The organism is Micromonospora sp. NBC_00421 (genome assembly GCF_036017915.1).
GTDB lineage: Bacteria > Actinomycetota > Actinomycetes > Mycobacteriales > Micromonosporaceae > Micromonospora.
In genome coordinates this window covers 5,466,943-5,490,947 of sequence record NZ_CP107929.1, presented here as the reverse complement: position 1 = coordinate 5,490,947, position 24,005 = coordinate 5,466,943, and the positions used below count along the sequence as shown (strand labels likewise).

The following is a 24,005-nucleotide window of genomic DNA, read 5'->3' as shown; positions in this document are numbered from 1 at the left end:
ACCTCTGCCGGCATGGCTACCTTCCGGAACTCGCCGAACATCTTGTTCGAGACAGTCGTGACGGCGACCCGACGCCTGTCGCCCGGTTTCGTCCGCGTCACCCTCGGCGACGAACGGCTGCGGGATCTGGCTCCGCACCAGCTCGACCAACGCATCAAGATCATGCTGCCGGTCACCGGTGACTACCCGGCCGAGCTGCGGGCTGGGCAGCCGGAGCAGGAGTGGCGGCGGGAGTGGCGGTCCATCCCCGACCGCGAGCGTCCATGGCTGCGTAGTTACACCGCGTACCGGGTCCGGCCGGCGGCGGGTGAGCTGGACCTGGACTTCTACCTGCACCAGCCGCACGGTCCGGCGAGCGGCTGGGCGGAGGCCGCCCGCCCGGACGACCGGTTGCTGCTGTCGGGCCCGCACGTCCAGGCCGGTCAGCCCGGGTACGGCGTGCAGTGGGAGCCGGGGCCGGCGGACCAGGTGCTGATCGCGGCGGACGAGACCGCGTACCCGGCGGTGCGGGGCATCCTGCCCAGCCTCGGGCCGGGGGTGCGGGCGACGGTCCTGCTGGAGGCCGGCAGCACAGCGGACGCCGCCACCCTCGACGACGTGACCACCGGCCACTCGGTCGAGGTCCGGTTGCGCCGCGAGGCGCGGGGCGGGACGGCGCTGACCTCCATGGTGGGCGACTGGTTGGCCGAGCACGGTGCGGCGGCGGCCGGGGCCGGGGCTCGCTTCTATGCCTGGGTAGCTACGGAGAGTAGCAAGATTGCTCGGGTGCGGCGGCTCTTCGCTGAGTCACGCATCACCTCGGCGCAACTTCACACGCAGGGCTATTGGCATGATCGCCCGGCCCGCGAGGAGTCGGCAGATTAGGTTACGCTAACCTAATGCGCTGAGGCATCATCACCGTAAGTCGCCAGACGGGAAATCCGCACCATGCGCTCGCCAACCCCTCGAACAATCCACCGACGCCTGCTCGCCCTCACCGTCGCCTCGACGATGGCGTTCGCCGTGGCCGCCTGCGGCTCCGCGGACTCCGACCAGGCGAGCGGCGTCGGTGACACCAGAAGCGTCGAGCACGCGCGCGGCAAGGCCGACGTGCCGGCCAAGCCGGCCCGGGTCGTCGTCCTCGAACCGGTACAGCTCGACACCGCCATCGCCCTGGAGATCACCCCGGTCGGCGCGGCCGTGCTCAACGAGGCCGCCGGGGTGCCGAAGTACCTGGGGGACAAGGCCGCCGGCATCACCACCGTCGGCACCGTCCAGGAACCCAACGTGCAGAAGATCGCGGCCCTCAAGCCCGACCTGATCGTCGGCACCGAATCCCGGCACTCCGCCCTCTACGACCAGCTCAGCGCCGTCGCCCCGACGGTCTTCATGGCCTCGCAGACGGACCCGTGGCAGGACAACGTCCGGTTCACCGCGACCACGCTCGGCGGTGCGGACTCCGCTGACAAGCTCCTCACCAGCTACCGGCAGCGGTGCGCGGAGATCGCCGACAAGTTCGGCACCGCCGGCAAGACCGCACAGCTCGTCCGCCCCCGGGACGGCGTCCTCACGCTGTACGGACCCACCTCCTTCGCGGGCAGCGCCCTGGAGTGCGTCGGCTTCAAGACCCCGCCGCGCGACTGGGAGAACTCCATCTCGGTCGACATCTCCCCCGAACGGGTGCTGGAGGCCAAGGCCGACCACGTCTTCGTCACCACCGTCGACGTGAACGACCGCAGCACCATCCCGGCCTCGGTCAGTGCCAACGCCGCCGCCTTCCCCCGCCTGCACCTGGTCGACCAGTCGTTCTGGATCACCGGGGTCGGTACGGTCGGCGGACAGACCGTCCTCGACGACCTCGAACGCATCCTCACCGCGTCGAGTTGACCACCACCGCATCCGCGCGCGCGGCACGGCCGACCACCGGCCGCGCCGCGCGCCGCCGTACCACCCGGCGCTGGCTGGCCGGGGCGGTCGCCGTGCTCCTGGGCTCGCTGGTGCTGTCGGTCTTCGTCGGTGCGAACCCGGTGCCCCCGTCGGACGTGTGGGCGGCGCTGCGGGGTGCGGGCACCGAGACCGCGCAGTACGTGGTCTGGGGACAGCGCCTGCCGCGCACCCTGGCCGGGTTGCTGGTCGGTGCCGGGCTCGGGGTCGCGGGTGCCCTGATGCAGGCGTTCACCCGCAATGCGCTCGCCGAACCGGGCATCCTCGGCGTCAATGCCGGTGCCGCCGCGTTCGTCGCCGCCGGCATCGCCTTCTTCGGGGTGACCTCGCCGGCCGCCTACATGTGGCTGGCCCTGCTCGGCGCGCTCCTGATCGCCGTCGCCGTGTACGCCGTCGGCGGGGCCGCCGACCTGCGGGCCACCCCGAGCCGGCTGCTGGTGACCGGGGTGGCGACCGGCGCGGTGCTGGCCGGACTGACCACCGGAATCACCCTCACCCACCCCGACACCTTCGACCGGATGCGCGGCTGGAACGCGGGCAGCCTGCTCGAACGCGACACCGCCGTGCTGCTGCCGGTGCTGCCACTGATCGCAGCCGGGCTGTTCGCGGCGCTGTTCGCGGCGCGCAGCCTGAACGCGTTCGCACTCGGCCCGGACCTCGCCGCCGCGCAGGGAGTGAGCCTCGTCCGGACCCGACTGCTCGTGCTGGGCGCGGTGACCCTGCTCGCCGGTGGGGCGAGCGCCATCGCCGGCCCCATCTCGTTCGTCGGGCTCGTGGTGCCGCACCTGGTGCGGTGGGGCGTCGGTACCGACCAGCGCCGAATCCTCGCCGGCTCCATGCTGGCCGGCGGCGTCCTGGTGCTGCTGGCCGACGTACTCGGCCGGGTCGCCGTCCTGCCCAGCGAGATGCCGGTCGGCATCGTCACCGCGTTCGTGGGTGCGCCGGTGCTGATCGCGCTGGTCCGACGCCGACAGGCGACCGCACTGTGAGCGTCGGGAACCGGCCGGTCCGGCTCACCGGTGGACGCCGCCGGCTGGTGCTCGGCACCGACCGTCGGCACGTGGCCGTCGGTGTGCGGGAGGCCGCCGTCTGCGCCGTCGCGGCGCTCGTCGTCACGGCGCTGGCGGTGGTCGGTCTCTGGGCGGGTGACTTCCCGCTCCGCTTCGACGAGGTCCTCGGTGTGCTCGGCGGCCGGATCGACGGGCTGACCCGCACGGTCGTGCTGGAGTGGCGGTTGCCCCGCATCGCCGCCGCCGTCACCTTCGGCGCGGCGCTCGGCATCGCCGGTGCGATCTTCCAGACCATCACCCGCAACCCGTTGGCCAGCCCGGACATCATCGGCCTGGCAAACGGCTCGTTCTCCGGAATGCTCATCGCCCTGCTGCTGCTCGGCGGCGGCTGGCACCTGCTGATGCTCGGCTCGCTCGCCGGTGGCCTGCTGGCCGCCCTGGCGATCTACCTGCTCGCCTACCGGGACGGGCTCTCCGGGTTCCGGTTCATCGTGGTGGGTGTCGGGGTCTCTTCGATGCTCGCCGCCACAAACACCTGGTTGTTGCTCCGTGCCGACCTGGAGACGGCGCTCTTCGCCGCAGCCTGGGGCGCCGGCTCACTCAACACCGCCACCGCCGAAGTGGTCTGGCCCGCCGTCGGGGTCATCCTGGCGTTGCTGGCGATCACCGGCCTGTGGTCGGCGGCCCTGGCCCAGCTGGAGCTGGGCGACGACGTCGCCGCCGCCAGTGGAGTCGCTGTCGACCGGAACCGCGCCGCCCTCGTGCTGATCGCGGTCATCCTGGTCAGCGCCGTCACCACGGTGGCCGGTCCAATCTCCTTCGTCGCCCTGGCCGCCCCACAGATCGCCCGCCGGCTCGTCCGGACACCGGGCATGCCGCTCGCCGCCACCGCCGTGGTGGGGGCGTTGCTGCTGCTCGGCTCCGACCTGGTCGCCCAGCACGTGATCCCGCTGACCGTGCCGGTGGGGGTGGTGACGATCACCGTCGGCGGCGGGTACCTGCTCTGGCTGCTCGTCCACGAGATCAGGAGGGCCCGATGGTCGACCAGTTGAACGCCCGACTCCGCGCGGAACGCGTCACCCTCCGCTATGACCAGCGGATCGTCAGCGAGGAACTGTCCTTCGCGGTCCCGGACGGCTCGTTCACCGTGCTCATCGGGCCGAATGCGTGCGGCAAGTCGACGCTCCTGCGGTCGCTGTCCGGGCTGCTCCGCCCCGCCGTGGGGCGGGTCCTGCTGGACGGAGCGGACCTGGTCGCCCTGCCGGCGAAGGAACGCGCCCGCCGGATCGCGCTCCTACCGCAGACCATGACCGCGCCCGAGGGGATCACCGTCCGGGAACTGGTCGGCCGGGGCCGCTACGCCCACCAGCGGGTGCTCCGCCGCTTCTCGCACGCCGACGAGGAGGCCGTCGAGTCGGCCCTCGACTCGACCGGCACGACCGACCTGGCCGACCGTCGGGTCGACGAACTCTCCGGCGGGCAACGACAGCGGGCCTGGATCGCCATGGTGCTGGCCCAGCAGACCCCGGTCGTCCTGCTCGACGAGCCCACCACCTACCTGGACGTGGCGCACCAGATCGACGTGCTCAACGTGCTGCACCGCCTGGTCGCCCAGGGCCGCACCGTCGTGGCCGTGCTGCACGACCTCAACCACGCGGCCCGGTACGCCACCCATCTCGTGGCGATGCGCGACGGCCGGATCGTGGCCGAGGGTAGTCCCGCCTCGACTGTGGGTGCCGAACTCGTCGCCGAGGTCTTCGGGATCCCGAACCAGGTCGTCCCCGATCCGGTCACCGGAGCACCGCTGGTCGTACCGGCCGACACCCGGGATCCGGCCGCCGGCTGAGCCCGGGGAACCGCGCTGGCGGCCGCTGCCCGTCGAACCGGCGGTGGCCGGACGCGGGGGACGGGTTGCCGAACGGCCGAAGGGCGTCCCGACCGAAGCCGGGACGCCCTTCTGTTCCGCCGGGTCGGTCAGCCGAGCGCGATCGACCAGCCGCTGCCGGCCACCGCAGGCTTGCCAGTGGTACGCCGGGTGCCGGCCGCCGTGCCCGGATACACGGAGAACGTGCCGACCACGTCGGCCACCAGGTTGGTGCTGCCCGACAGGTTGCTGACGTAGAACGCGTCCTGTGGGCCGAGCACCCCCAGCACCCCGTTGGAGACGACCTGACCCGGCGCGGGGTTCAGGTTGCTCGCGGTCGGCTTCGACATCCCGGTGTCGGCGGGCCAGACGGTGATCACGGTGTTGGCCGTGGGAGCGACAGCTGTGACGTTCATCGCCAGCACCTGGGTCGCCTCGGTCAACAGCACGGCCGGCGCGGTGACCTTCCCCGCCTCGTTCGCTCCGAGCGCCGCCGGCAGGCCCTGCCCGATCCGGCTGTCCACGATGCGGGTCGGGCTCGTCGGGGTGAATCGCATCCCGTCGACCTCGGTGCCGTCGTCGATCACCCCGACCAGGTCCACCACGATGTGGGTGGTCGCCGACGTGTAGAACCGGTAGCGCGCCGCGCCGGTAGCCCCGTTGCAACCACCCGAGGGGCACGGCACCGTCTTCACGTACGACAGGTTCGGCACCACCTTGCCCGCCGCGTAGTTGACGGTGGAGGAGTTCGGTCGGGCCCCCTCACCCGACCAGACGGTGAGGAAACCGGCCTTCTGCGGGCTCACCGCCGTGACGTTGAGGATCAGCCCCTTCACCTTGGCGTTGTAGGCGTGGAAGTCGATCCAGGCGTTGAACTCGCCCCCGGCGGGGATCACCCCCCGGGTGCGGGTGTCCATGATCCGGTACGGCTCGTACCACTGCACCTGACCGCCCATCCCGCGCTCGGCCATGACGCTCTCGTCACCGGCGTAGAAGCCGACCACGTCGATCACCACGTCGGTCTCGCCGTTGCGGTTGTAGACCGACACCTTGCCGCCGGCACCGAGCTTGACGGTGGCGTTGTTGGAACCCAGCCAGCCCTTGGCGAAGTTGACCGTGGAAGCCGTCGGCAGCGCCTCGCCGCCCGGGTAGACGGTGACGAAGCTGTTCGCCGTGGGGCCGCTGACTGTCACGTTCAGGACCACCGCGCCGATGCCGGTCGCCGGCAGCCCGCTGCGACCGGCCACCTGAAGATCGATCTTCCGACCCGCACCGATCTTGCCCTTCGGCGCACCGTTGCCGGTACGCGTGTCCAGGATCCGGGTGGGCGTCGCCATCGGGTAGTAGGTGCCGACCACACTGGGGAGCGCCGACACCTCGACCGGGGTGAGGACTGTTGACGGCGCGGCGAGCGCCGACGCCGGTATCGCAGTGGCCGCGCAGACCCCGGCGACGAACACGCCGAGTAGAACGCGAATTCTGTTCATGATTACCCCCGTGGTGAGAGAAGGAGATGGCCGGGGACGGGCACGGTCGAAGGACCGGTGCCCGTCCCCGGATCGGATCAGCGTCGGGTCGGGGGAAGCGCGCCCGCGCCCACCACCGTCGGCCGCCCGGTGGTGCGGGCGGCGCCCCTGCCGTACCGACTGTCGGTGCCGGAGTACCTGTAGAACGTGCCCACCACATCCGCCACCAGGTGGACGTTGCCCGAGAGGTTGTGCACGTTGAACGCCTGGTTCGGTCCCAACTGGCCGAGAACGGCGTTGGACACGGTCTGTCCCGCGGCGGGGTTGAGGTTGCTCGCGTTCGGCCTGGGCTTCGCCGTGTCCGCCGGCCAGACCGTGACCACGGTGTTCTTCGACGGAGCCACGGCTGTCACGTTCATCGCCACCACCTCGGTGGTGTCGGTGAGCAGGGCCGGTGGCGGGCTCACCTTCCGGACCGAACCCGGACCGAGCGCCCCGGGGATGCCCTGGCCGGTGCGGCTGTCGACGATCCGGGTGGGGCTACGCGGAGTGAACCGGAGCCCGTCCACTATCGTCGCGTCGTCGATCACGCCCACCAGGTCGACCACGATGTGCGAGGTCGCCGAGGTGTAGATCTCGTACGACGGAGCCCCGTACGACTCGCCGTCGCAGTACTCCGCGAAGCAGGGGCTGGACTCCACGATCGCGAGGTTCGGCACCACCTTGCCCGCCGCGTAGTTGACAGTCGAGGTCAGCGGCACGTCCGCCATCCCGCTCCAGGCGGTCAGGTATCCGTTCTTCTTCGGCGAGACGGCCGTGATGTTGAGAACGTAGGCCCGCACGTGGGACTTGAACTCCGGCACGAAGTCGACCCAGGCGGTGATCGACCAGCCACCCGGCAGGGCCTTGCCGCCGCCCGCGCGGGTGTCGAGAATCCGCACCGGGTTGAACCACTGGTACTGGCCACCCATGCCGCGACTGGCCACCACCGTGTCGCTGCCCGCGTACCAGCCGACCACGTCGACCACGGCGTCGGTGGAACCGGCGTGGTTGTAGACCGACACCTTGCCACCCGAGCCGAGCTTGACGGTGACGTTGTTGGAGCCCAACCAGGACTTCGGGAAGTTGATCGAGGAGGCGGTCGGCCGCCCCTCACCTGCCGGGTAGACCGTCAGGAAGCTGCTCGCCGTCGGGTTGGCCACCGTCACGTTGAGCACTACCGAACCGACACCACCCGACGGCACCCCGCCCCGCCCGGTGATCTGGAGGTCGACCTTCTGCCCCGGCCCCAGCTTGCCCTTGCGGACGCCCAGGCCGCTACGGGTGTCCATCACCCGCGAAGGACCCACCGGGTAGTAGGTCCCCACGGCGGTGTCGGTCGCGGTGAACGTCAAGCGCACCAGTCGCTTGCCGTAGGCGCTGTCGTCGGCAAGCACCAGGTTGGCGGCGAAGGTGCCGGCCCGCCTGGCCGTGGCGGACACCGTCATCGTGCAACTCGCCCCGGGGGCGAGGGTTCGACCGGTGCAGGCGTTGGTGGCGATCTGGAAGTGCGCGGGATCGGTGCCGGCCAACGTCGCACTGCCGAGGGTCACCGGCAGGGTGCCCTCGGAACGGTAGGTGACCGTCCGGGTCTCGGGCGGGCTCTCGACCTTGAGCTGACCGAAGTCCACAGGCGCGGGGGCGGACACCAGGGCTGCGTACTCGACGTCGGAGTTCCACCGGATCTCGCCGGTGGCGTCACCACGGTTGTCGCAGTTGTAGGAGTAGGAGGCGGCCAGGCTGGTCAGTTGGTCGGTCAGCGGGTCGATACCGGCGGCCCGGACCGTCAGGCTGCCGGTGGGATTGCCACACCCGTAGTCGGACGTGATGTCCAGCCGGGCGGTGCCCTCGTCGCCGAACCTCGTCGTGGGGTAGGTCCGGCCGGCGACGAAGCTCTGCCCCAACGGGGCCCTGACCTGGAGCGACAGCCGGGAGTCCGCCGGGCCGTTCCGGAAGTACATCCACGTGCTGCCGTCGGTCTGGGGCAGCACCGAGACGGTGAACGTGGGAGCGGAGAAGACCCCCGACTTCACCGCCGGTGAGGAGGTCTCGCCGATGTCGAGAGTGACGACCGTGTACGGCGCGGTGGGTGCGGCGAGCGCCACCCCCGGCAGTACGGCCAGCGCACAGGCCCCGGCGACGCTCATGCCGAGAAGAGCGCGGAAAATGCGCATGAATACCCCGTGGAAAATGAAGAGTGATTGTGGACCACACACTATGGGTGGTGATCACCAGCGGCAAGGCCGTATTGATGGAATGCCAAGAAAGGGCATTGTGCACTTACCGGATCGTCGACCGCCCGGATGCGAGAGCGCCCCGACCGAACGGTCGGGGCGCCCTGCGGTGTTACCGGTGTCGTCAGCGCCGGTTGGCGGAAGGGACCGCGTCCGACGTGGCCGTCTTGGCCGTGAGCGACTTGGCCGTCTTGGAGGCGGCCGGGTAGTAGAACGTGCCGACCACGTCAGCGACCAGGTGGGTGCTGCCGGAGAGGTTGTGCACGTTGAACGCGGCGTTCGGGCCGATGACGCCGAGCACGCCGTTGGAGACGACCTGGCCCGCGTACGGGTTCAGGTTGCTCGTGTCCGGCTTGCCGATGTCGTCGAAGTCCGCCGGCCAGGTGGTGACGACCGTGTTGTTGGTCGGGGTGACCGCAGTGACGTTCATCGCCAGCACCCCGGTGTCCTCGGTGACCAGCTCGGCCGGCGCGGTGACCTTGCGGACCCCGCCCGCCGGGATGGCCCCGGAGATGCCCAGGTTCGTCCGGCTGTCCACGATCCGGGTCGGGCTCAGCGGCGCGAACCGCATGCCGTACGGGGACTCGCCGTCGTCGACCACGCCGACCAGGTCGACCAGGACGTGCGCGGCCTGCGAGGTGTAGATCTTGAACTTCGGCGCACCGGGGGTGCACCAGTTGTACTGCTCGGTGCCGGTGCAGGGGGTGGTCTGCACGAAGGACAGGTTCGGCACGTTCTTACCGGCGAGGTAGTTCACCGTCGAGGCGGTCGGCCGGGCGCCCGCACCGGACCACGCGGTGAGGAAGCCGGACTTGGCCGGCGAGACGGCGGTGAGGTTGAAGACCAGCGACTTGACGTGCGGGTTGTAGGCGTCGTCGAAGTCGAGCGAGTATTCCAGCACCTGACCGGCCGGGGGCTTGCCCTCCGGGTCCTCGCGGGTGTCCCAGTAGCGCTTCGGCAGGTACCACTCGTACTGGCCGCCGTTGCGGTTGGTGAGGTTGTCGTTGCCCGCGTAGAAGCCGACCACGTCGACGATCACGTCGGTCGAGCCGCTGTTGTTGAAGACCGAGACCTTGCCACCGGCGCCGAGCTTCACGGTGACGTTGTTGGAGCCCAGCCAGCCCTTGGCGAAGTTGACCGAGGAGGCGGTGGGCCGGGACTCGCCCGCCGGGAAGGCGGTGAGGAAGCTCGCGGCGGTGGGACCGGTGACGGTCACGTTCAGCACGACCGCGCCGACGTTGCTGGCCGGTACGCCACCACGGCCGGCGACCTGGAGGTCGACCTTCTTGCCGGCGCCGATCTTGCCGACCGGCGCACCGGTGCCGTCGCGGGTGTCCAGCAGCCGGGCCGGCGCGACCGGGTAGTAGGCACCGGTGACGTCGTCGAGGGCCGCCGACTTCTGCAGCGGCGCGGAGGCCGGAGCCGCGGACGCCGTGCCCGGCACCACGGCCAGTGCACATGCTCCGGCGAGAGTGACGCCGAGAATAGTGCGGATTTTGCGCATAGAGACCCCGTGTTCGAAGAGGAAAGGATTGGCTGCCCCAGCGTAGGGGCCTGGGTCAATGCCGGCAAGGTCGATACAGATGATCTCCGGGTGACGTTCCGGTGAGGACGAATCAGACGTAATGCCATCTTCGCCGTCGGCTCGCCGTCGTCGTCCACAGGGCGGTCGCGTTGTCCACAGGCCTGGCGTGTTGTCCACAGGTTGTCCACAACCCCGGTGGACGACACTTGACATTCGGGCCGGGCAGGCGAGACTGCCCGGGTGACCGCCCACGACGATCCCGGACCGACGCCCCGGGACCCCGGGCCGCCGGCCCCCCGGCCGGGCGGGCGGGTACGGATCGTGCTGGCCGGGGTGACCCGCCGTGACACCCGGGCCGACCACACCCGCACCGAGCTGGCCCAGCAGACCCGGGTCGGCGAAGCGCTGGTCCGGGGCCTGGTCCGGGCGCAGCTCACGCTCGCCCTGCGGATGAGCCTGCTGGTGCTGATCGGGCTGGGCGGGCTGCCCTGGCTGTTCGCCATCGCACCCCCGGTCGGCCGGGTCACCGTGCTCGGCGTCAACCTGCCCTGGCTGCTGCTCGGGGTGGTCTCGTTCCCCTTCCTCATCGCCGTCGGCTGGGCGTACGTGTGGCTCGCCGAACGCAACGAGCAGGACTTCGTCGACCTCGTCCAGCGGCCGGAACGCTGAGATGGGCAACGGGTACGTCGTACCGGCGATCGTCGCGGTCACCCTGGTCACCGTCGGCATCGGCTTCTACGGCCTGCGGCTGGCCCGGACCACCTCGGACTTCCTGGTCGCGTCCCGGTCGGTGAGTCCGACCTGGAACGCCGCCGCCATCGGCGGGGAGTACCTGTCGGCGGCGAGCTTCCTCGGCATCGCCGGGCTGATCCTCAAGTACGGCGTGGACGTGCTCTGGTACCCGGTCGGATTCGCCGCCGGCTACCTGGCGCTGCTGCTCTTCGTCGCCGCGCCGCTGCGCCGCTCCGGGGCGTTCACCCTGCCCGACTTCTGCGAGCTGCGGCTCGGTTCCCGCCGGCTGCGCACCCTGGCCACCGTCTTCGTCATCTTCATCGGCTGGCTCTACCTGGTGCCGCAGTTGCAGGGCGCCGGGCTCACCCTGGCCACGGTGGCCGGCTCGCCGTACCCGGTGGGGGCGCTGCTGGTCGCAGCGGTGGTCACCGCCAACGTGGCGCTCGGCGGGATGCGGGCGATCACCTTCGTGCAGGCTTTTCAATACTGGCTCAAGCTGACCGCGCTCGCCGTACCCGCGATCTTCCTGGCCCTCCAGTGGCAGGCCGACGCCCGCCCGGCGGTGACCCCGCCCGACGGGCCGGCGTTCCGCACCGCGACCACCGTCGTGGTCGAGCACCGGGCGGCCCTCACCTTCCCCGACGGCACCATCCGGGAGGTACGCCCCGGCGACGAGCTGAGCTTCGCCGCCGGTGACCCGGTGCCCGAGGTGTCCGGGGTGGCCACCGGGGCGGCCGACTGGCTGCTGCCCAGCGCCGCCGGGGACGACGACCGGGGCCTGTTCGCCACCTACTCGCTGATCCTGGCCACCTTCCTCGGCACCATGGGGCTGCCGCACGTGCTGGTGCGCTTCTACACCAACCCCGACGGCGCGGCGGCCCGGCGGACCACGCTCGTGGTGCTGGCCCTGGTCGGCGTCTTCTATCTGCTGCCCACCCTCTACGGCGTGCTCGGCCGGATCTACACCCCGCAACTGCTTGTCAGCGGGCAGACCGACGCGGTGGTGGTGCTGCTGCCCGAGGCGACGCTCGGCGACGGCGTCACCGGGCGGCTGCTCGCCGCACTGGTCGCCGCCGGGGCGTTCGCCGCCTTCCTGTCCACCTCGTCGGGGCTGCTCACCAGCGTCGCCGGGGTGATCTCCACCGACGTGCTGGGGCGCGGCTCGGTACGCGGCTTCCGGCTGGCCACGGTGATCGCCGGCGGGGTGCCGGCGGTGCTCGCCCTCAACGTCTCCGGGCTGGACGTCTCCCAGGTGGTCGGGCTGGCCTTCGCGGTCGCCGCGTCCAGCTTCTGCCCGCTGCTCGTGCTCGGCATCTGGTGGCGCGGGCTGACCGACCTCGGCGCGGCGGCGGGGGTGCTTGTCGGCGGCGGGGCGGCGATCGGCGCGGTGCTGGTCACCGTGCTCGGGCCGCCGCTGGCCGGCTGGCCGGCCACCCTCACCACCCAGCCGGCGGCCTGGACGGTGCCGCTCGCCTTCACCGTGATGATCGCGGTGTCGGTGGCGACCCGACGCCGCACCCCGGTCGACGTCGGGGCCACCATGCTCCGCCTGCACGCGCCCGAGTCACTGCGCTCCTGACTTTCTGTCCGGTTGGCTGGCGTCATCTCCGGGGTGGTGCGGCTCACCCCGTCCGTCTCGGGGATGAGCCGGGATCGTCCCTCAGCGGGTGCGGCCACTCGCCCGGTCCGGATACGGTCGACACATGACTGGTGAACACCCCGCGCTGGCACTCCGCGGCCTGGCCAAGCAGTTCGACGGCAAGGTGGCGGTCGCCGGGGTGGACCTGGCCGTCCCCGCCGGCTCGTTCTACGGCCTGCTCGGCCCCAACGGCGCCGGCAAGACCACCACCCTGTCGATGGCCGTCGGGCTGCTCCGGCCCGACCACGGTGCGGCCCGGGTGCTCGGGCACGACGTCTGGGGCGACCCGGTCGAGGCCAAACGGCTGCTCGGCGTGCTGCCCGACGGCGTCCGGCTGTTCGACCGGCTCACCGGGGCGGAGCTGCTGGCGTACCACGGTCTGCTGCGGGGCATGGACCCGGCGGTGGTCGACCAGCGCGCGGCGGAACTGCTCGACGTGCTGGCCCTCACCGACGCCGGCCGGACCCTGGTGGTCGACTACTCGGCAGGCATGAAGAAGAAGATCGGCCTGGCCTGCGCGCTGCTGCACGGCCCCCGGCTGCTGGTGCTCGACGAGCCGTTCGAGGCGGTCGACCCGGTGTCGGCGGCGCTGATCCGCGACATCCTGCACCGGTACGTGGTCGGCGGCGGGACCGTGGTCTTCTCCAGTCACGTGATGGAGGTCGTCGAGCGGCTCTGTTCGCACGTGGCGATCCTCGCCGAGGGCACCATCAAGCGGGTCGGCACCCTCGCCGAGGTACGCGGCGAGCGGTCCCTGGAGGACGTCTTCGTCGAGGTCGTCGGCGGCCGGACGGCGACCGGTGAGGAGCTGGCGTGGCTGTCCCGGTGAGCACACCCGCCGAGCGGGTACGGGCGGTCTCCCCGCGCCACTTCGTCCGGCTCAAGCTGCGGGTGATGGGCAACAACTTCCGCGGTCAGGGCTGGCGGGTCGCACTGTTCGTGACCGGGGTGCTGGTCGGGCTCTGGTTCGCGGCAGGCGGCTTCCTGATGTTCGCCGCCCCCGGCTTCGCCGACGAACCCCGCTACGCGGTGATGGCGGCATCGTTCGGCGGCGGCGTGCTGGTGCTCGGCTGGCTGCTGCTGCCACTTGTCTTCTTCGGCGTCGACGAGACCCTCGACCCGGCCCGCTTCGCGCTGCTGCCGCTCACCCGCCGCACCCTGGTCACCGGGCTGTTCACGGCGGCGCTGGTCAGTGTCCCGGTGTTCGCGGTGCTGGTCGCCGTGGCCGGGCTGGTGGTCAGCGCGACGCTGCTCGGTGGTGCGGCGGCCGGCGTCGTCGCCGCCCTCGGGGTGGTCGTCGGAGTGCTGCTCTGCGTCGCCGCCAGCCGCGCGGTGACAAGCGCGTTCGCCACAATGCTGCGGTCCCGTCGGGTACGCGACCTGGCCGCCGTGCTGCTGGCCGTGGTGGCCGCCTCGATCGGCCCGTTGCAGCTCGTGGTGCTGGCCGCGGTGCGGTCGACCGACTGGGACCGGCTGGTCGGGGTGGCCCGGATCGTCGGCTGGACCCCGTTCGGCGCGCCCTGGACGATCGGCCTGGACGTGGCCGAGGGCCGGGCCTGGGCAGTCCCGGTGAAGCTGCTGATCACCGCGGCGACCATCGGGGCGCTGCTGTTCTGGTGGTCCCGGTCGCTGGAGTCGGCGATGGTCGGCGCGGCCAGCGCCGCCCCGACGAAGGCCCGGCGGTCGCCGACCGGTGGCCCGGTCGCCCAACTCTTCCCCCGGGCGGTCGGCTGGACCCGTCGGGACCGGTTCGGCGCGCTGGTGGCCCGGGAGTGCCGCTACTGGTGGCGGGACGCCCGACGGCGGGCCAACCTGATCACCATCGCGGTGGTCGGGATCTTCGTGCCGGTGATGGTCAACCTCGGTGGGGCGGGCTTCACCGCCGGCGCGGAGGGCTTCGAGGTCGCCGGGGACTCGTCGCCGGTGCTGCTCAGCATCTCGATGCTCTTCGTCGGCGTGCTCGCCTCGGTGACCCTGGCCAACCAGTTCGGTTTCGACGGCAGCGCCTACGCGGCGAACGTGGTGGCCGGGGTGCCGGGTCGGCTGGAGCTGCGCGCCCGGATGACCGCCTTCTCGGTGTACGTGCTGCCGATGCTGGGCGTCGTCGCCCTGATCATCAGCGTGGTGCTCGGTCGGCCGGAATGGTTCGGGGTGGCGGCGGGCGCGCTGCTCGCCGCGTACGGTGCGGGGCTGGCGATCAACGGGTTCATCTCGGTGCTCGGGGCGTACTCGCTGCCGGAGACGAGCAACCCGTTCGCGATGAACACCGGTTCCGGGATCGCCAAGAGCATGCTCACCCTGCTGTCGATGGTCGCCTCGGCGGCTGCGGCCGTACCGATGGTGGTGGCCGCCGGGTTGCTCGGCGACGGTTGGCTCTGGCTGGCCCTACCGGTCGGCGCGGCGTACGGGGCGGGGGCGGCGCTGCTCGGGGCGTACCTGGCCGGGGACGTGCTGGACCGCCGGATGCCGGAGCTGCTGTCGGCCGTCACGCCCCGCCGCTGACCTCACCCTGCCGCTCACCCTTGCGGTGCCGCCGGAGCGGGGTGTCAGGCAACCCGGCGGCGCGGGCTGCGGCCGGCGGGGGTGATCGACGACGCCACAGCGCGACGCCCCGGTCACCGACCGCCTGCCGCAGTCCACGACGGCACTACCAGTTGTGGGCGGTGTAGAGGTCGGTACCGTTCTCGCCCTGGCAGCGGTAGGCCTCCGCGTCACCGTTGTCCACCCGGGCGGCCCCGACGGCCTGACACTCGGCCGGCGAGGAATAGGTGCCCTGGTAGGACCAGGTGTAGATCCCGGCGCTGGCGGGCGTCGGCGCCAGCGCGGTGACCCCGGCGACGATCGCACCCGCGAGGGCGGCCTTCAGCGTGTTCTTCACTGGCATGGAATACCTCCTTGGTCGGTTCGTACTCTCTGGCCGGGGGCGCTGCCCCGGGGGTCGTGGTTGTCCCGTCCCGGCTGCCGGATCACCGGCCGGGCCTCGACGCCCGCTGTGCTCACAGCTGCTCCACGTTCGCGGCGGGCGGCAGCCGGTGGACCGTGTCGAGCACCGCGCCGGCCTGATGCCAGTCGACCTGCCCGAGCAGTGCGTCGTGCGGGGTGACCAGCACGACGCAGTCGTACTCGGTCAGCTGGAGGTGCCCCACGTCCAGCGACCGGAGGGCGACCCCGCCCACCTCGATCCGGTCGGCCCACGGGTCGCAGTAACCGACCCTGACCCCGTCGGCGAGCAGACGGCTGATGATCGCCAGCGCCGGGGCGTTACGCAGGTCCGGCACGTTCGCCTTGTACGTCACCCCCATCAGCAGCACCCGGCTGCCCTCGACGGGCAGACCCCGCCGGGCCAACAGCTGCTGCACCCGATCGGCCACCGTCAGGGGCCGGCGGCCCGCCTGGCGGTGCGCCGCCTCGATCACCTGTAACCGGACGGACTGCCGCCCCGCCTCGTCGATGAGGAAGAGCGGATCCACCGGGATGCACTCACCACCGATTCCCGGCCCCGGCCAGTGCGGCAGATAGCCGAAGGGCTTGGTGGCCGCGGCGCGGATCACCTCGTCCACCGGCACGCCGAGCTTGTGACAGAGATCGGCGATCTCGTTCGAGAAGCTGATGTTGACCAGGCGGGCGCTGTTCTCCAGCAACTTGCTCATCTCGGCGACGGTCGCGTCGGAGAGCTGGGTGACCTCCATGGCGATCGACCGCAGCACCGCCGCCGCCCGGCGGGTACACGCGGGGGTGCTGCCGCCGACGACGCGCGGGGTGTTGGTGACCGTCCAACCGTCGCGGTTCGCCGGATTCACCCGCTCCGGGGCGCAGGCCACGAACAGGTCCTCGCCGAGCGTCAGACCGGTCTGGGTGGCGAGCCGGTCAGCCCAGCGCCGCGTCGTACCGGGTGGCATGGTCGACTGAAGAATCAGGAGGGTATCCGGCTTGATGATCGGTGCCACCGAGGCGAGCGCGTTGTCCACGAAGGTGAGATCGGGCCGCTCGTCGACGGTGACCGGGGTGGGAACGCACATGACGACGACGTCGGCCTCGGCTACCGGTTGCGGGCCAGCCGCCAGGTGCAGCCGATCGGTCACCGCGCGCAGCTGCTCTTCTCCGAGGTCCGGCAGGTACGACTCGCCGCGGTGCAGCTGGTCGAGCTTCGTCTGATCGACGTCCACCCCCGCTACGTGGAAGCCGGCGGCGGCGAACGCGTGCGCCAGGGGTAGACCGGTGTAACCGAGGCCGACCACCGCGATCGTCAGATCGCGGTCCAGCGTTCGCTGCTGGAAGGTGGCCTCGCTGTGGTGACTCGTCGAAATCTTCGGTTCGGTGACAACGTTCATCTCGTCCCGCCCTCGATGCACGGCCCGGGGCGCCTCCGGCGCGACGGGACCAGGTCTCCTGACGCCCTCTGGTGGACGTGGGTGGTGTCGCCTTGCACTACCTCCGCCGTTGCCACCGGCCCAGGTCATCGCGCAGCCGACGACGCGTGGTCACTGGTGCCGGGGCGGAGCCGCCGGCCGCCGTCGGTGGGAGGCGGCCGGCGGCGTCGCGTCACCTGGCGACGGTGCCCTCCTTGAGCCGCGCGATCATGCGCTGCGTGGTCGCCAGGGGCGACTCGTCGTCGAGCGGGTCGCCCGCCGCCAGTGCTGGGACCGGCTGGCCCTGGTGCCGGGCGTTCCACTCGTCGTGCCCGGCGAAGGGGATGGATTCTCCCGGCTGGTACAGCGGGTAGTTGCGGTAGCGGTTGACACCCGGCTTTGCCGCGCCGCTGACCAGGATGGGGTCGAGGTAGAGGCCGTCGCTGCTGATCCGGGTGGACGTCGAGATGTACCCGATGTCGAGCCCGCACCGACGCTTCGGCGAGGTGTTCGGCTCCGAACAGTGCAGGATGTGCGGGTGGTGGATCGACACGTCGCCGGGGTTCAGTTCGATGTCGACGATGCCGCGTTCCCGCGCCCACCTCTCGACGAGTTCCTCGTCCGCGGCGGAGTACAGCATGTTCGGCTCGTCGGTCCGCGGTGACGGTTGGTAGAGCGGGATCTCGTGGCTGCCCGGGATGATGCGCAGGCAGCCGTTCTCGCTGGTGCTCTCGTCGACTGCCAGCCAGACCGTCAGCGCCTGCATCGGCTCCAGCTTCCAGTACGCGCCGTCCTGGTGCCACAGCACGGGCTGCCCGGTGTAGGGGGGCTTGCAGATGTAGTGCGCGGTGAAGCAGGCGGTGTCCGGCCCGAGGAAGTACCTGCCGATCTCCGCCAGCCGGGGGTCGGTGACCAGGCGGACCCAGAAGGCGTCGTTGCGGATCAGCGGGTGGTGGAAGTGCTCCGGGCGGAGGTCCGGGTACTTCGCGGTGAGCCACTCCACGTGCGCTCGGACCTCACCGAGGAGGTCCTGAGGAATGACGTTGCGGATGATGGCGAAACCCTGCTCTGCGTATTCTTTGGCGGCGACTTCCAGCGCGTTCACAATGTTCCCCTCATTGTCGACGACGATTCTTTTGCGGAAAGAACTGACGACTGCCTCATCGACCTCCGTTCCTCGGGACTGTTGCCACAGTCGGCCGGTGCCCGGCGGGGCGGGTGCGCTTCCTCGGGCACCTCAGCCCAGGTAGTCCTCGGCACCGCCGGTGCGTACGGTGTCGAGGGTGAAGCAGTGGAAACCGCCGCCGAAGAGCCGACGGTGCCGGTGCCGGACCGGGACGACGGTGAACTTCCGGTCCTCCAATATGCGGATCAGCGTCTTGCACGCGTCGTTGACCAGAACCGTCTCCTCGTCCACGGAGAGCAGGTTCAAGTCGATGTACGGGCTGGGCGGAATCGGATCGCCGTTCTCGTACTGCGGGTAGTCGTGCAGTTCCGGGGTGGGCGAGACCACCGTGTCCCAGGTGCGCAGCTGCTCCGGAAGAAAGTCCAGGACCCGTTCGGACCGGACGAGGAGCAGGCCCGGACGCAGCGGGATCACCACGCTGTCGATGTGGCTCTGCGTCAGTTTGTGCATGCGGTGGACCCGGAACCGACCACGGAGGTGCCGCTCCAGCCAGTCGCAGGCCAGCGCGTGATTGGCGTTGGAGATGTTGACGATCAGGTCCCGGCCGAGCCGCAGGCAGTTCGCACCGTCGATCATGATCTCGAGGCCGACGTCGTACGGCGAGGACTGCGGGGGGTCGGGTACCTCGATGTTCGGTGCCGCGCTGGAGACGTTCTCCGGGTCGAAGGAGGCATCGGTCATCATCGGCCGGGGCATCGTGGTCCACCGTGCGCCGGCACGGAAGTACTCGGCGAAGACCGGCTTGAGGAACTGCGTCTCGAAGTAGCGGGCCCGCAGCGTGGGCGGCGTCTCGATGATCTCGTCGCCGAGGATGAGCGTGTTGTCCCTGAGATTCAGCGGCGGCGTCACCGGTGCCGACCAGGCCGGTGTGGCCAGCTCACCGAGGTCCGGGTCGAGCGCCATCGGTCGGTGTACGCGTATCCCCAGGTCACGAAGCTGACCGGCCAGGCCCTCGACGTCCGCTGTCAGTTCGTCGAGAAAACGTGTCTTCATGGCCAGGCGGTGCGGCTCGTTCCGTCGCCGTCGGTCCTCACCCGGCCGCCAGTCGGTGATGCTGGGGTAGTAACCGCGCGCGCCGGTCAGGTTGTCGCTGATGAACATGTCGAAGGACAGGTCGGGCAGCCGGGCGACGTATCCGTCGGCGGAGCCGAGGATCACCTCCTTCAGCGGCGTGAAGTCGTCGTAGCTGTTCAGTCGCATGGGTCAGGTGCCTTCCGTCAGTACTCGTCGAGGGAGATGGCCTGCACCGGGCAGCACTGCGCCACCTCGTGCACCAGGTCGTGGAACGTCTCGGCCGGCCGGCTCTCGATCAGGACGACCCTCCCGTCGTCGTCCTGGTCGAAGACCTCCGGAGCCGACGCGGCGCACTGGCCGGAACCGATGCAGGAGCCGGTGTCGACTGTGATGTTCATGAATCACCTCTGTCCTCTCCGTGCGAACCGTGCACCGTCACCACGCCACGGGCAGGCGCTGGACGCCGTAGACGCTCATGTCCGTCGACAGCGGTACCTCACCCGGGTCGACTGCGACGCGCAGCTCCGGGAAGCGTCGGAAGAGCGCCGGCAGCGCGGCGCGCAGTTCCGTACGCACCAGGTTCTGCCCGAGGCACTGGTGGATGCCGTAGCCGAAGGCCATGTGTCCGGTGGTCCTGCGTTCGATGTCCAACCGGTCGGCCGCAGCGCCGAACCAGCCGGGATCCCGGTTGGCCGCCGGCAGCGACACCGTGATCGACTCGCCCGCGCGGAGCAACCTGCCACCGAACCACACGTCTTCCAGCGGTGTACGTGGCACACCGAAGTGGAAGACCGTCAGATATCTGAGCAACTCCTCGACGGCGTTGTCGATCAAGGTCGGGGTCGCGGTCAGCTTGGCGAGCTGGTCGGGGTGCGACAGGAGCGCGAAGACGCTCAGCGCCAGGGACTTCGAGGTCGATTCGTGCCCGGCGGTGAGCAGCAGCACGCCCACTCCGGCGATCTCCTCCGCATCGAGGGTGCCCTCTTCGGTGAGCGTGGCGAGCAGCCCTCTGTGCTGGCCGCGGTCCTGCTTGGTCAGCTCCCGCACCAGGGCGTACAGCTCGGCCATTGCCGCAGCCGCCTCGGCTGCGGTGGCCTGGAGACTGAAGAGGGTCTCGCTGTGCCGTTGGAACTCGGCCCGCTCCCGATACGGCACGCCGAGCAGCGCGGAGATCAACTGTGACGGTAGGGGGAGCGCGAAGTGCTGCACCAGGTCGACGGGGGGTCCGTGGCGCTCCATGTCGGACAGCAGCCGGCCCACGATCTGGTCGACCTCGGGGCGCATCTCCCGCATCCGTCTCGCGGTGAACCGCCCCGCCAACTGCTGGCGGAGTCGGGTGTGCTCCGGCGGATCCATGTCGACGAGCCACCCCGGCAGGGCCGGCGCCCCGTAGAACGGGTCGGCGCCGGGGCGGGAGACGGGCGGTCGTTTGAACTCCGACCGGGCGCTGAACCGTGGGTCGCTCAGCATGCTGCGGGCGAGATGATGACTCGTGACGACCCACCCGACGTGGCCGTCGGGATACTCCATGCGGCTGATCGGCTCCCACCTCCGTAGCTCCGCCAGCTCGGCCGGTGGGTCGAACGGACCGGGGCGCAGAGTCGGATACCGGGGGACGGTGTCGCCGGTCATGCGGAGATCTCCTTCCGGAAGAACGTGGCCAGCCGCTGCACCCCGACCTCGATCTGCGCCGGGTCCAGATAGCTGCACGAAAGCCGAAGCTGGTGGTCGCCGTCGTGACCGAGATAGAACTGCGCCATCGGGGTCCAGAGCACGCCGTACTGGCCGGCGGACACCTCCAGCAGGTCGACGTCCGCCGGCACCGGCAGGTGGACCCGCACGAAGAAGCCGCCGTCGGGGTGGTTCCAGCTGATGCCGCTGCCTTCGACGGTTCCGACATGCCGGTCCAACGCGTCCAGCAGGTGACCGAGGTTGCGCTGGTAGACGCCGGCCCGGCGGCGGCCGAGTTCAGCGAGGGAACCGCCGTGGCGCAGCAGCATCCCGCCGATCACCGCCTGGCACAGCGGGGAGGTGTTGACCGTGACCATGCTCTTGATCGCGGTCAGCTTCGCCGCGAACCTCTCCCTGCGACCGGTGCTCCCGTCGGTGACCCACTGATCAGCCAGCACGTACCCCACCCGCGCTCCCGGGAAGCAGATCTTGGCGAAGGTGCCGATGGACACCACCCGTGCCGAGCGGTCCAACGCCTTGAGCGGCGGGAGCAGGGCGTGTGCCGGCGAGGTGAAGCCGTAGGCGTTGTCCTCGACGACGAGGAAGTCCTCCCGGTCGGCCAGCTCGAGCAGACGGTGCCGGCACCGCAGCGACATTCGGCTCCCGCCCGGATTGGCGTGGTCCGGCGACACGTAGAGGGCGCGGACCCGCCCGCCCGCCCGCCGTGCCGCGCGGCACTCCTGTTCGAGCCGGTCGACGTCGATCCCGTCGGTGCCTTCCGGTACGCCGACCACCGGCACCTCGAGCAGCCGGGCCGCGCCGAGGATGCCGACGAAGCACGGGTCGGCCACCGCGAGCACGTCACCGGGGTGCGCGAAGAGCGCCCGCAGCACCAGGAACATGGCCTCCTGCGCCCCGACGGTGATGACGACGCTGGCCGGGTCGACCTCGATGCCGTGGTCGTCGCGGAGGGCCTGACCGACCAGGTCGGTGATGATCCCGGCGCTCGGCCCGTACTCGTACAGCCGCCGTCGGGCCGCCGTCCGGTCGAGTCCACGATCGCGGACGAGGTGATCGAGGAAGCACTGCACGTACTCGTCGGGATCGAAATCGGCGAAGAACACCGGGTGCGGCGCACCGGGCGCGAACGAGATGGCGTCGGGATAGCGCCCCATCACCTCGTTGAGGAAGCTGAGCGAGCCGAGCACCGGGTCCTGCAAGGAGCCGTGCAGGGCGGTGGAATCCAGCAGCGTCATCGTCGTACCGCCCGGTTCCCGGTGGTCGACCGGGCGGCCGACCACCGCCGCTCCACCTTCGCCAGGACATCGGCGCTGTAGGCGCGGGCGACCTGGGCCACCGCGAACTCCGCCAGGTACTCGCGGTATCTGTCGAGTGGTTCCTCGGCCAGCAGCAGCATCCGCCGGTTGGCCACCACCGCCGGGGCGGACAGCTCCCGAACGGCCCGCTCGACCGCGCCGTCCATTCCGCACTGCGGGACCACCTCGTCGCAGAGCAACAGTCCCTCGGCGCTGTCGGCCTCGACGCGGTGGCCGCCGAGGATGATCCGCCGCGCCAGCCGCGCACCGGTGAGCCGCGTCAACCGGAGGTTGCCCAGGCCGGGAATGATCCCCTCGTCTGCCGCAGGCAGGCTGAAGTAGGCGTCCGGCTCCGCGATCACCCGGTCGAGGACCAGCAGCAACTGCATCCCACCACCGATCGCGAACGAGTCGACGACACCGATCCAGGGCTTCTGCACGGTCCGGTCGCTCCACGCCGCCTCGTGGGGATCGACGAGCAGCCCACGGACGATCTTGTTGAGGTAGCCCAGCTCCCGACCGAGGAGGAAGTCGACGAACGAGATCTCGCCACTGCGCAGACTCTTCAGGTTGATACCGGCGCTGAACACCCGCCGTCCCCGGTACCGGGGGTGCGTCATCTCGCCGCCGCGCAGTACACCGACGCGTACCCGGTCGTCGAGCAGCACGAGGTCGACGGCCGTCTCCAGGTCGGCGGTGAGCCGGTTGTCCTCGGCGTTGAGGCAGTGGACGTTGCGGAAGGTCACCTGTCCGGCCTCGCCCACGCGGTCGAGGAGCACTGTGGGCAGCACCAACCGCCCGGTCCGCCGGAACTCGGCCAACAGCCCGGCGGAACCGGGTGCCGGCCGCAGCATCGCGTCGATGAGGTGCCGGCCGGCGACCGGTGAGCGGAACACCGCTGCGCAGAAGACGGCCTGGTCGACCTCACCGCCGTCCCGGTCGGACTGGGGGAGGGCGGCCTCGGCGGCCATCCGGGCCGGATCGGGCACCAGGCCGGGGAACCGGTAGGCAGCTGCGGACAACAGACCGGCCAGTCGCAGGTGCCGGCTGCGGTCGTCGGTCAGCATGTCGTACACGCTGTCGACGTGTCGGGCCAGGAAACGCCGACGTGCCGTCCGCGCCTGCGTCAGGGCCTGTCCGACGCGATGCTGTTGGGCGGGTGTCCGGTCGGGTCGGGAGGGCAGGGAGGCAAGCGGCGCCTCGGCCCGCGTGACGTACTCCGTCAGGGCCGCCGCGTCCAGTTCGAGGGCACCGGTCAGGGCAAGTGCGGGAACCCCCGGGTCAGCAGCCGTCCCGGCGGTCACGGGGCAGCCGCTGCGGTGGGGACGACGGCGTCCGTGGACCGGACCTGGCGCAGCCGCCGCAACTCCCGGTCGCAGGCGGCCAGGTGCAGCCCGAGGGCCTCGTCGTGTCCGACCGAGGCGGCTTCCAGCAGCAGTTGCCGGCGTACGGTCATCTCCTGGTCGGAGATCTGCCCGGTGAGGACCATCGCGGTGTGCACGGTCTCGTCGAGGTCGCTGCCGACCTGGTCGACGAGGCCCAGTTCGATCGCCTTGGGCAGGGCGAGGGTGACCCCCCACAGCACTATCTGCCGGGCCCGCGCCATGCCGAGGTGCTGGACCAGGCGGTGGACGGACATGCCCGGCCAGAAGTGGCCGTCGTTCACGGGCAGCACGATCTCCAGATCGGTCGCGGCGATCCGGAGATCCGCGGTGAGCAACAGGTCCAGCGCGGCACCACCACAGGTACCCCGGGCTACGGCGATGTTGACCACGGCGAGGCGTTCGAGTCGGCGCAGGGCCCGTTCCCAGCGGTTCACCGCCTGGATGCTCACGTCGCCCGGCCATTCCCGGCCGCCCGCCGGAGTGCCGCTGAGTTGCAGCACCAACGTCGTCTTCTCGGCTCCCGTCTCGATCCGACCACAGATCGCGTTCACCGTGGCTGTCAGTTCCTCGAGTGCGCCGGCTCCGTCGATCGGTGCGAGCAGCCCGAGACCGTCCTGCGTACGTGCGAATACCGTACCGGTGTCCGTCATCA

Annotated in this window: 21 protein-coding genes; 9 read left to right on the top strand and 12 right to left on the bottom strand. The window is 70.8% G+C overall.

All coding sequences use genetic code 11. The features are described from left to right. Positions 1–12: 12 nt before the first annotated feature. The 5 genes from OHQ87_RS23280 (at position 13) to OHQ87_RS23260 (ending at position 4,779) form a co-directional block, all read left to right on the top strand. Entirely contained in the window at positions 13–864 is an 852-nt protein-coding gene (locus tag OHQ87_RS23280) for a siderophore-interacting protein (RefSeq protein WP_328341133.1), read from the top strand. Between the two features lie 63 nt (positions 865–927). After that, a complete protein-coding gene (locus OHQ87_RS23275) occupies positions 928–1,866 on the top strand; it encodes an ABC transporter substrate-binding protein (RefSeq protein ID WP_328341131.1) in 939 nt (312 codons plus the stop codon). Next, a complete protein-coding gene (locus OHQ87_RS23270) occupies positions 1,863–2,912 on the top strand; it encodes a FecCD family ABC transporter permease (RefSeq protein WP_328341129.1) in 1,050 nt (349 codons plus the stop codon). Before OHQ87_RS23275 ends, OHQ87_RS23270 begins: the two co-directional genes overlap by 4 nt. Further along, entirely contained in the window at positions 2,909–3,985 is a 1,077-nt protein-coding gene (locus OHQ87_RS23265) for a FecCD family ABC transporter permease (protein WP_328341127.1), read from the top strand. The genes OHQ87_RS23270 and OHQ87_RS23265 overlap by 4 nt, the downstream gene beginning before the upstream one ends. Continuing rightward, positions 3,982–4,779, top strand: coding sequence for an ABC transporter ATP-binding protein (locus OHQ87_RS23260; protein ID WP_328348962.1), 798 nt, complete (start codon positions 3,982–3,984; stop codon positions 4,777–4,779). Before OHQ87_RS23265 ends, OHQ87_RS23260 begins: the two co-directional genes overlap by 4 nt. A gap of 128 nt (positions 4,780–4,907) precedes the next feature. Here OHQ87_RS23260 and OHQ87_RS23255 read toward each other — a convergent pair whose 3' ends face one another. From OHQ87_RS23255 to OHQ87_RS23245, 3 genes are all read right to left on the bottom strand, one after another. After that, positions 4,908–6,284 carry a hypothetical protein gene (locus tag OHQ87_RS23255; RefSeq protein ID WP_328341125.1) on the bottom strand — a complete coding sequence of 459 codons (1,377 nt, stop codon included), beginning with the start codon at positions 6,282–6,284 and terminating at the stop codon, positions 4,908–4,910. A gap of 77 nt (positions 6,285–6,361) precedes the next feature. Further along, a complete protein-coding gene (locus OHQ87_RS23250) occupies positions 6,362–8,476 on the bottom strand; it encodes a choice-of-anchor D domain-containing protein (protein ID WP_328341123.1) in 2,115 nt (704 codons plus the stop codon). A gap of 184 nt (positions 8,477–8,660) precedes the next feature. Next, on the bottom strand, positions 8,661–9,980 hold the full coding sequence (locus OHQ87_RS23245) for a hypothetical protein (RefSeq protein WP_328341121.1): 1,320 nt from the start codon (positions 9,978–9,980) through the stop codon (positions 8,661–8,663). 321 nt (positions 9,981–10,301) lie between these two features. Here OHQ87_RS23245 and OHQ87_RS23240 point away from each other — a divergent pair, with 321 nt between their 5' ends. The 4 genes from OHQ87_RS23240 to OHQ87_RS23225 all read left to right on the top strand — a co-directional run bounded on the left by OHQ87_RS23240 (position 10,302) and on the right by OHQ87_RS23225 (position 14,934). Then, positions 10,302–10,730, top strand: coding sequence for a hypothetical protein (locus tag OHQ87_RS23240; RefSeq protein WP_442930591.1), 429 nt, complete (start codon positions 10,302–10,304; stop codon positions 10,728–10,730). A 1-nt stretch (position 10,731) separates the two neighbouring features. After that, positions 10,732–12,372 (top strand): sodium/solute symporter, encoded by a 1,641-nt coding sequence (locus OHQ87_RS23235; protein ID WP_328341119.1) that lies wholly within the window; start codon positions 10,732–10,734, stop codon positions 12,370–12,372. 124 nt (positions 12,373–12,496) lie between these two features. Further along, the gene (locus OHQ87_RS23230; protein ID WP_328341117.1) at positions 12,497–13,261 is read left to right on the top strand and encodes an ABC transporter ATP-binding protein; all 765 of its coding nucleotides are present in this window, start codon (positions 12,497–12,499) and stop codon (positions 13,259–13,261) included. Further along, a complete protein-coding gene (locus OHQ87_RS23225) occupies positions 13,246–14,934 on the top strand; it encodes an ABC transporter permease (RefSeq protein WP_328341115.1) in 1,689 nt (562 codons plus the stop codon). The genes OHQ87_RS23230 and OHQ87_RS23225 overlap by 16 nt, the downstream gene beginning before the upstream one ends. A 145-nt stretch (positions 14,935–15,079) precedes the next feature. Here OHQ87_RS23225 and OHQ87_RS23220 read toward each other — a convergent pair whose 3' ends face one another. The 9 genes from OHQ87_RS23220 to dpgB form a co-directional block, all read right to left on the bottom strand. After that, positions 15,080–15,316, bottom strand: coding sequence for a hypothetical protein (locus tag OHQ87_RS23220; protein WP_328341113.1), 237 nt, complete (start codon positions 15,314–15,316; stop codon positions 15,080–15,082). A 112-nt stretch (positions 15,317–15,428) separates the two neighbouring features. Further along, positions 15,429–16,763 (bottom strand): nucleotide sugar dehydrogenase, encoded by a 1,335-nt coding sequence (locus OHQ87_RS23215; RefSeq protein ID WP_328341111.1) that lies wholly within the window; start codon positions 16,761–16,763, stop codon positions 15,429–15,431. Positions 16,764–16,974: 211 nt separating this feature from the next. Then, complete coding sequence (locus OHQ87_RS23210) at positions 16,975–17,886, bottom strand: phytanoyl-CoA dioxygenase family protein (RefSeq protein ID WP_328341110.1); 912 nt, start codon at positions 17,884–17,886, stop codon at positions 16,975–16,977. Positions 17,887–18,018: 132 nt separating this feature from the next. After that, a complete protein-coding gene (locus tag OHQ87_RS23205) occupies positions 18,019–19,167 on the bottom strand; it encodes a glycine amidinotransferase (protein ID WP_328341108.1) in 1,149 nt (382 codons plus the stop codon). Between the two features lie 17 nt (positions 19,168–19,184). Continuing rightward, positions 19,185–19,379 carry a ferredoxin gene (locus OHQ87_RS23200; protein ID WP_328341106.1) on the bottom strand — a complete coding sequence of 65 codons (195 nt, stop codon included), beginning with the start codon at positions 19,377–19,379 and terminating at the stop codon, positions 19,185–19,187. A 37-nt stretch (positions 19,380–19,416) separates the two neighbouring features. Beyond that, the gene (locus OHQ87_RS23195) at positions 19,417–20,613 is read right to left on the bottom strand and encodes a cytochrome P450 (RefSeq protein WP_328341104.1); all 1,197 of its coding nucleotides are present in this window, start codon (positions 20,611–20,613) and stop codon (positions 19,417–19,419) included. Next, entirely contained in the window at positions 20,610–21,908 is a 1,299-nt protein-coding gene (locus tag OHQ87_RS23190; RefSeq protein WP_328341103.1) for an aminotransferase-like domain-containing protein, read from the bottom strand. Before OHQ87_RS23190 ends, OHQ87_RS23195 begins: the two co-directional genes overlap by 4 nt. After that, positions 21,905–23,272, bottom strand: a complete 1,368-nt coding sequence (gene dpgC, locus OHQ87_RS23185; protein WP_328341101.1) for a (3,5-dihydroxyphenyl)acetyl-CoA 1,2-dioxygenase DpgC — start codon at positions 23,270–23,272, stop codon at positions 21,905–21,907. Before dpgC ends, OHQ87_RS23190 begins: the two co-directional genes overlap by 4 nt. Continuing rightward, a complete protein-coding gene (dpgB, locus tag OHQ87_RS23180; RefSeq protein WP_328341099.1) occupies positions 23,269–24,003 on the bottom strand; it encodes an enoyl-CoA-hydratase DpgB in 735 nt (244 codons plus the stop codon). The genes dpgC and dpgB overlap by 4 nt, the downstream gene beginning before the upstream one ends. Between the last annotated feature and the right edge of the window lie 2 nt (positions 24,004–24,005).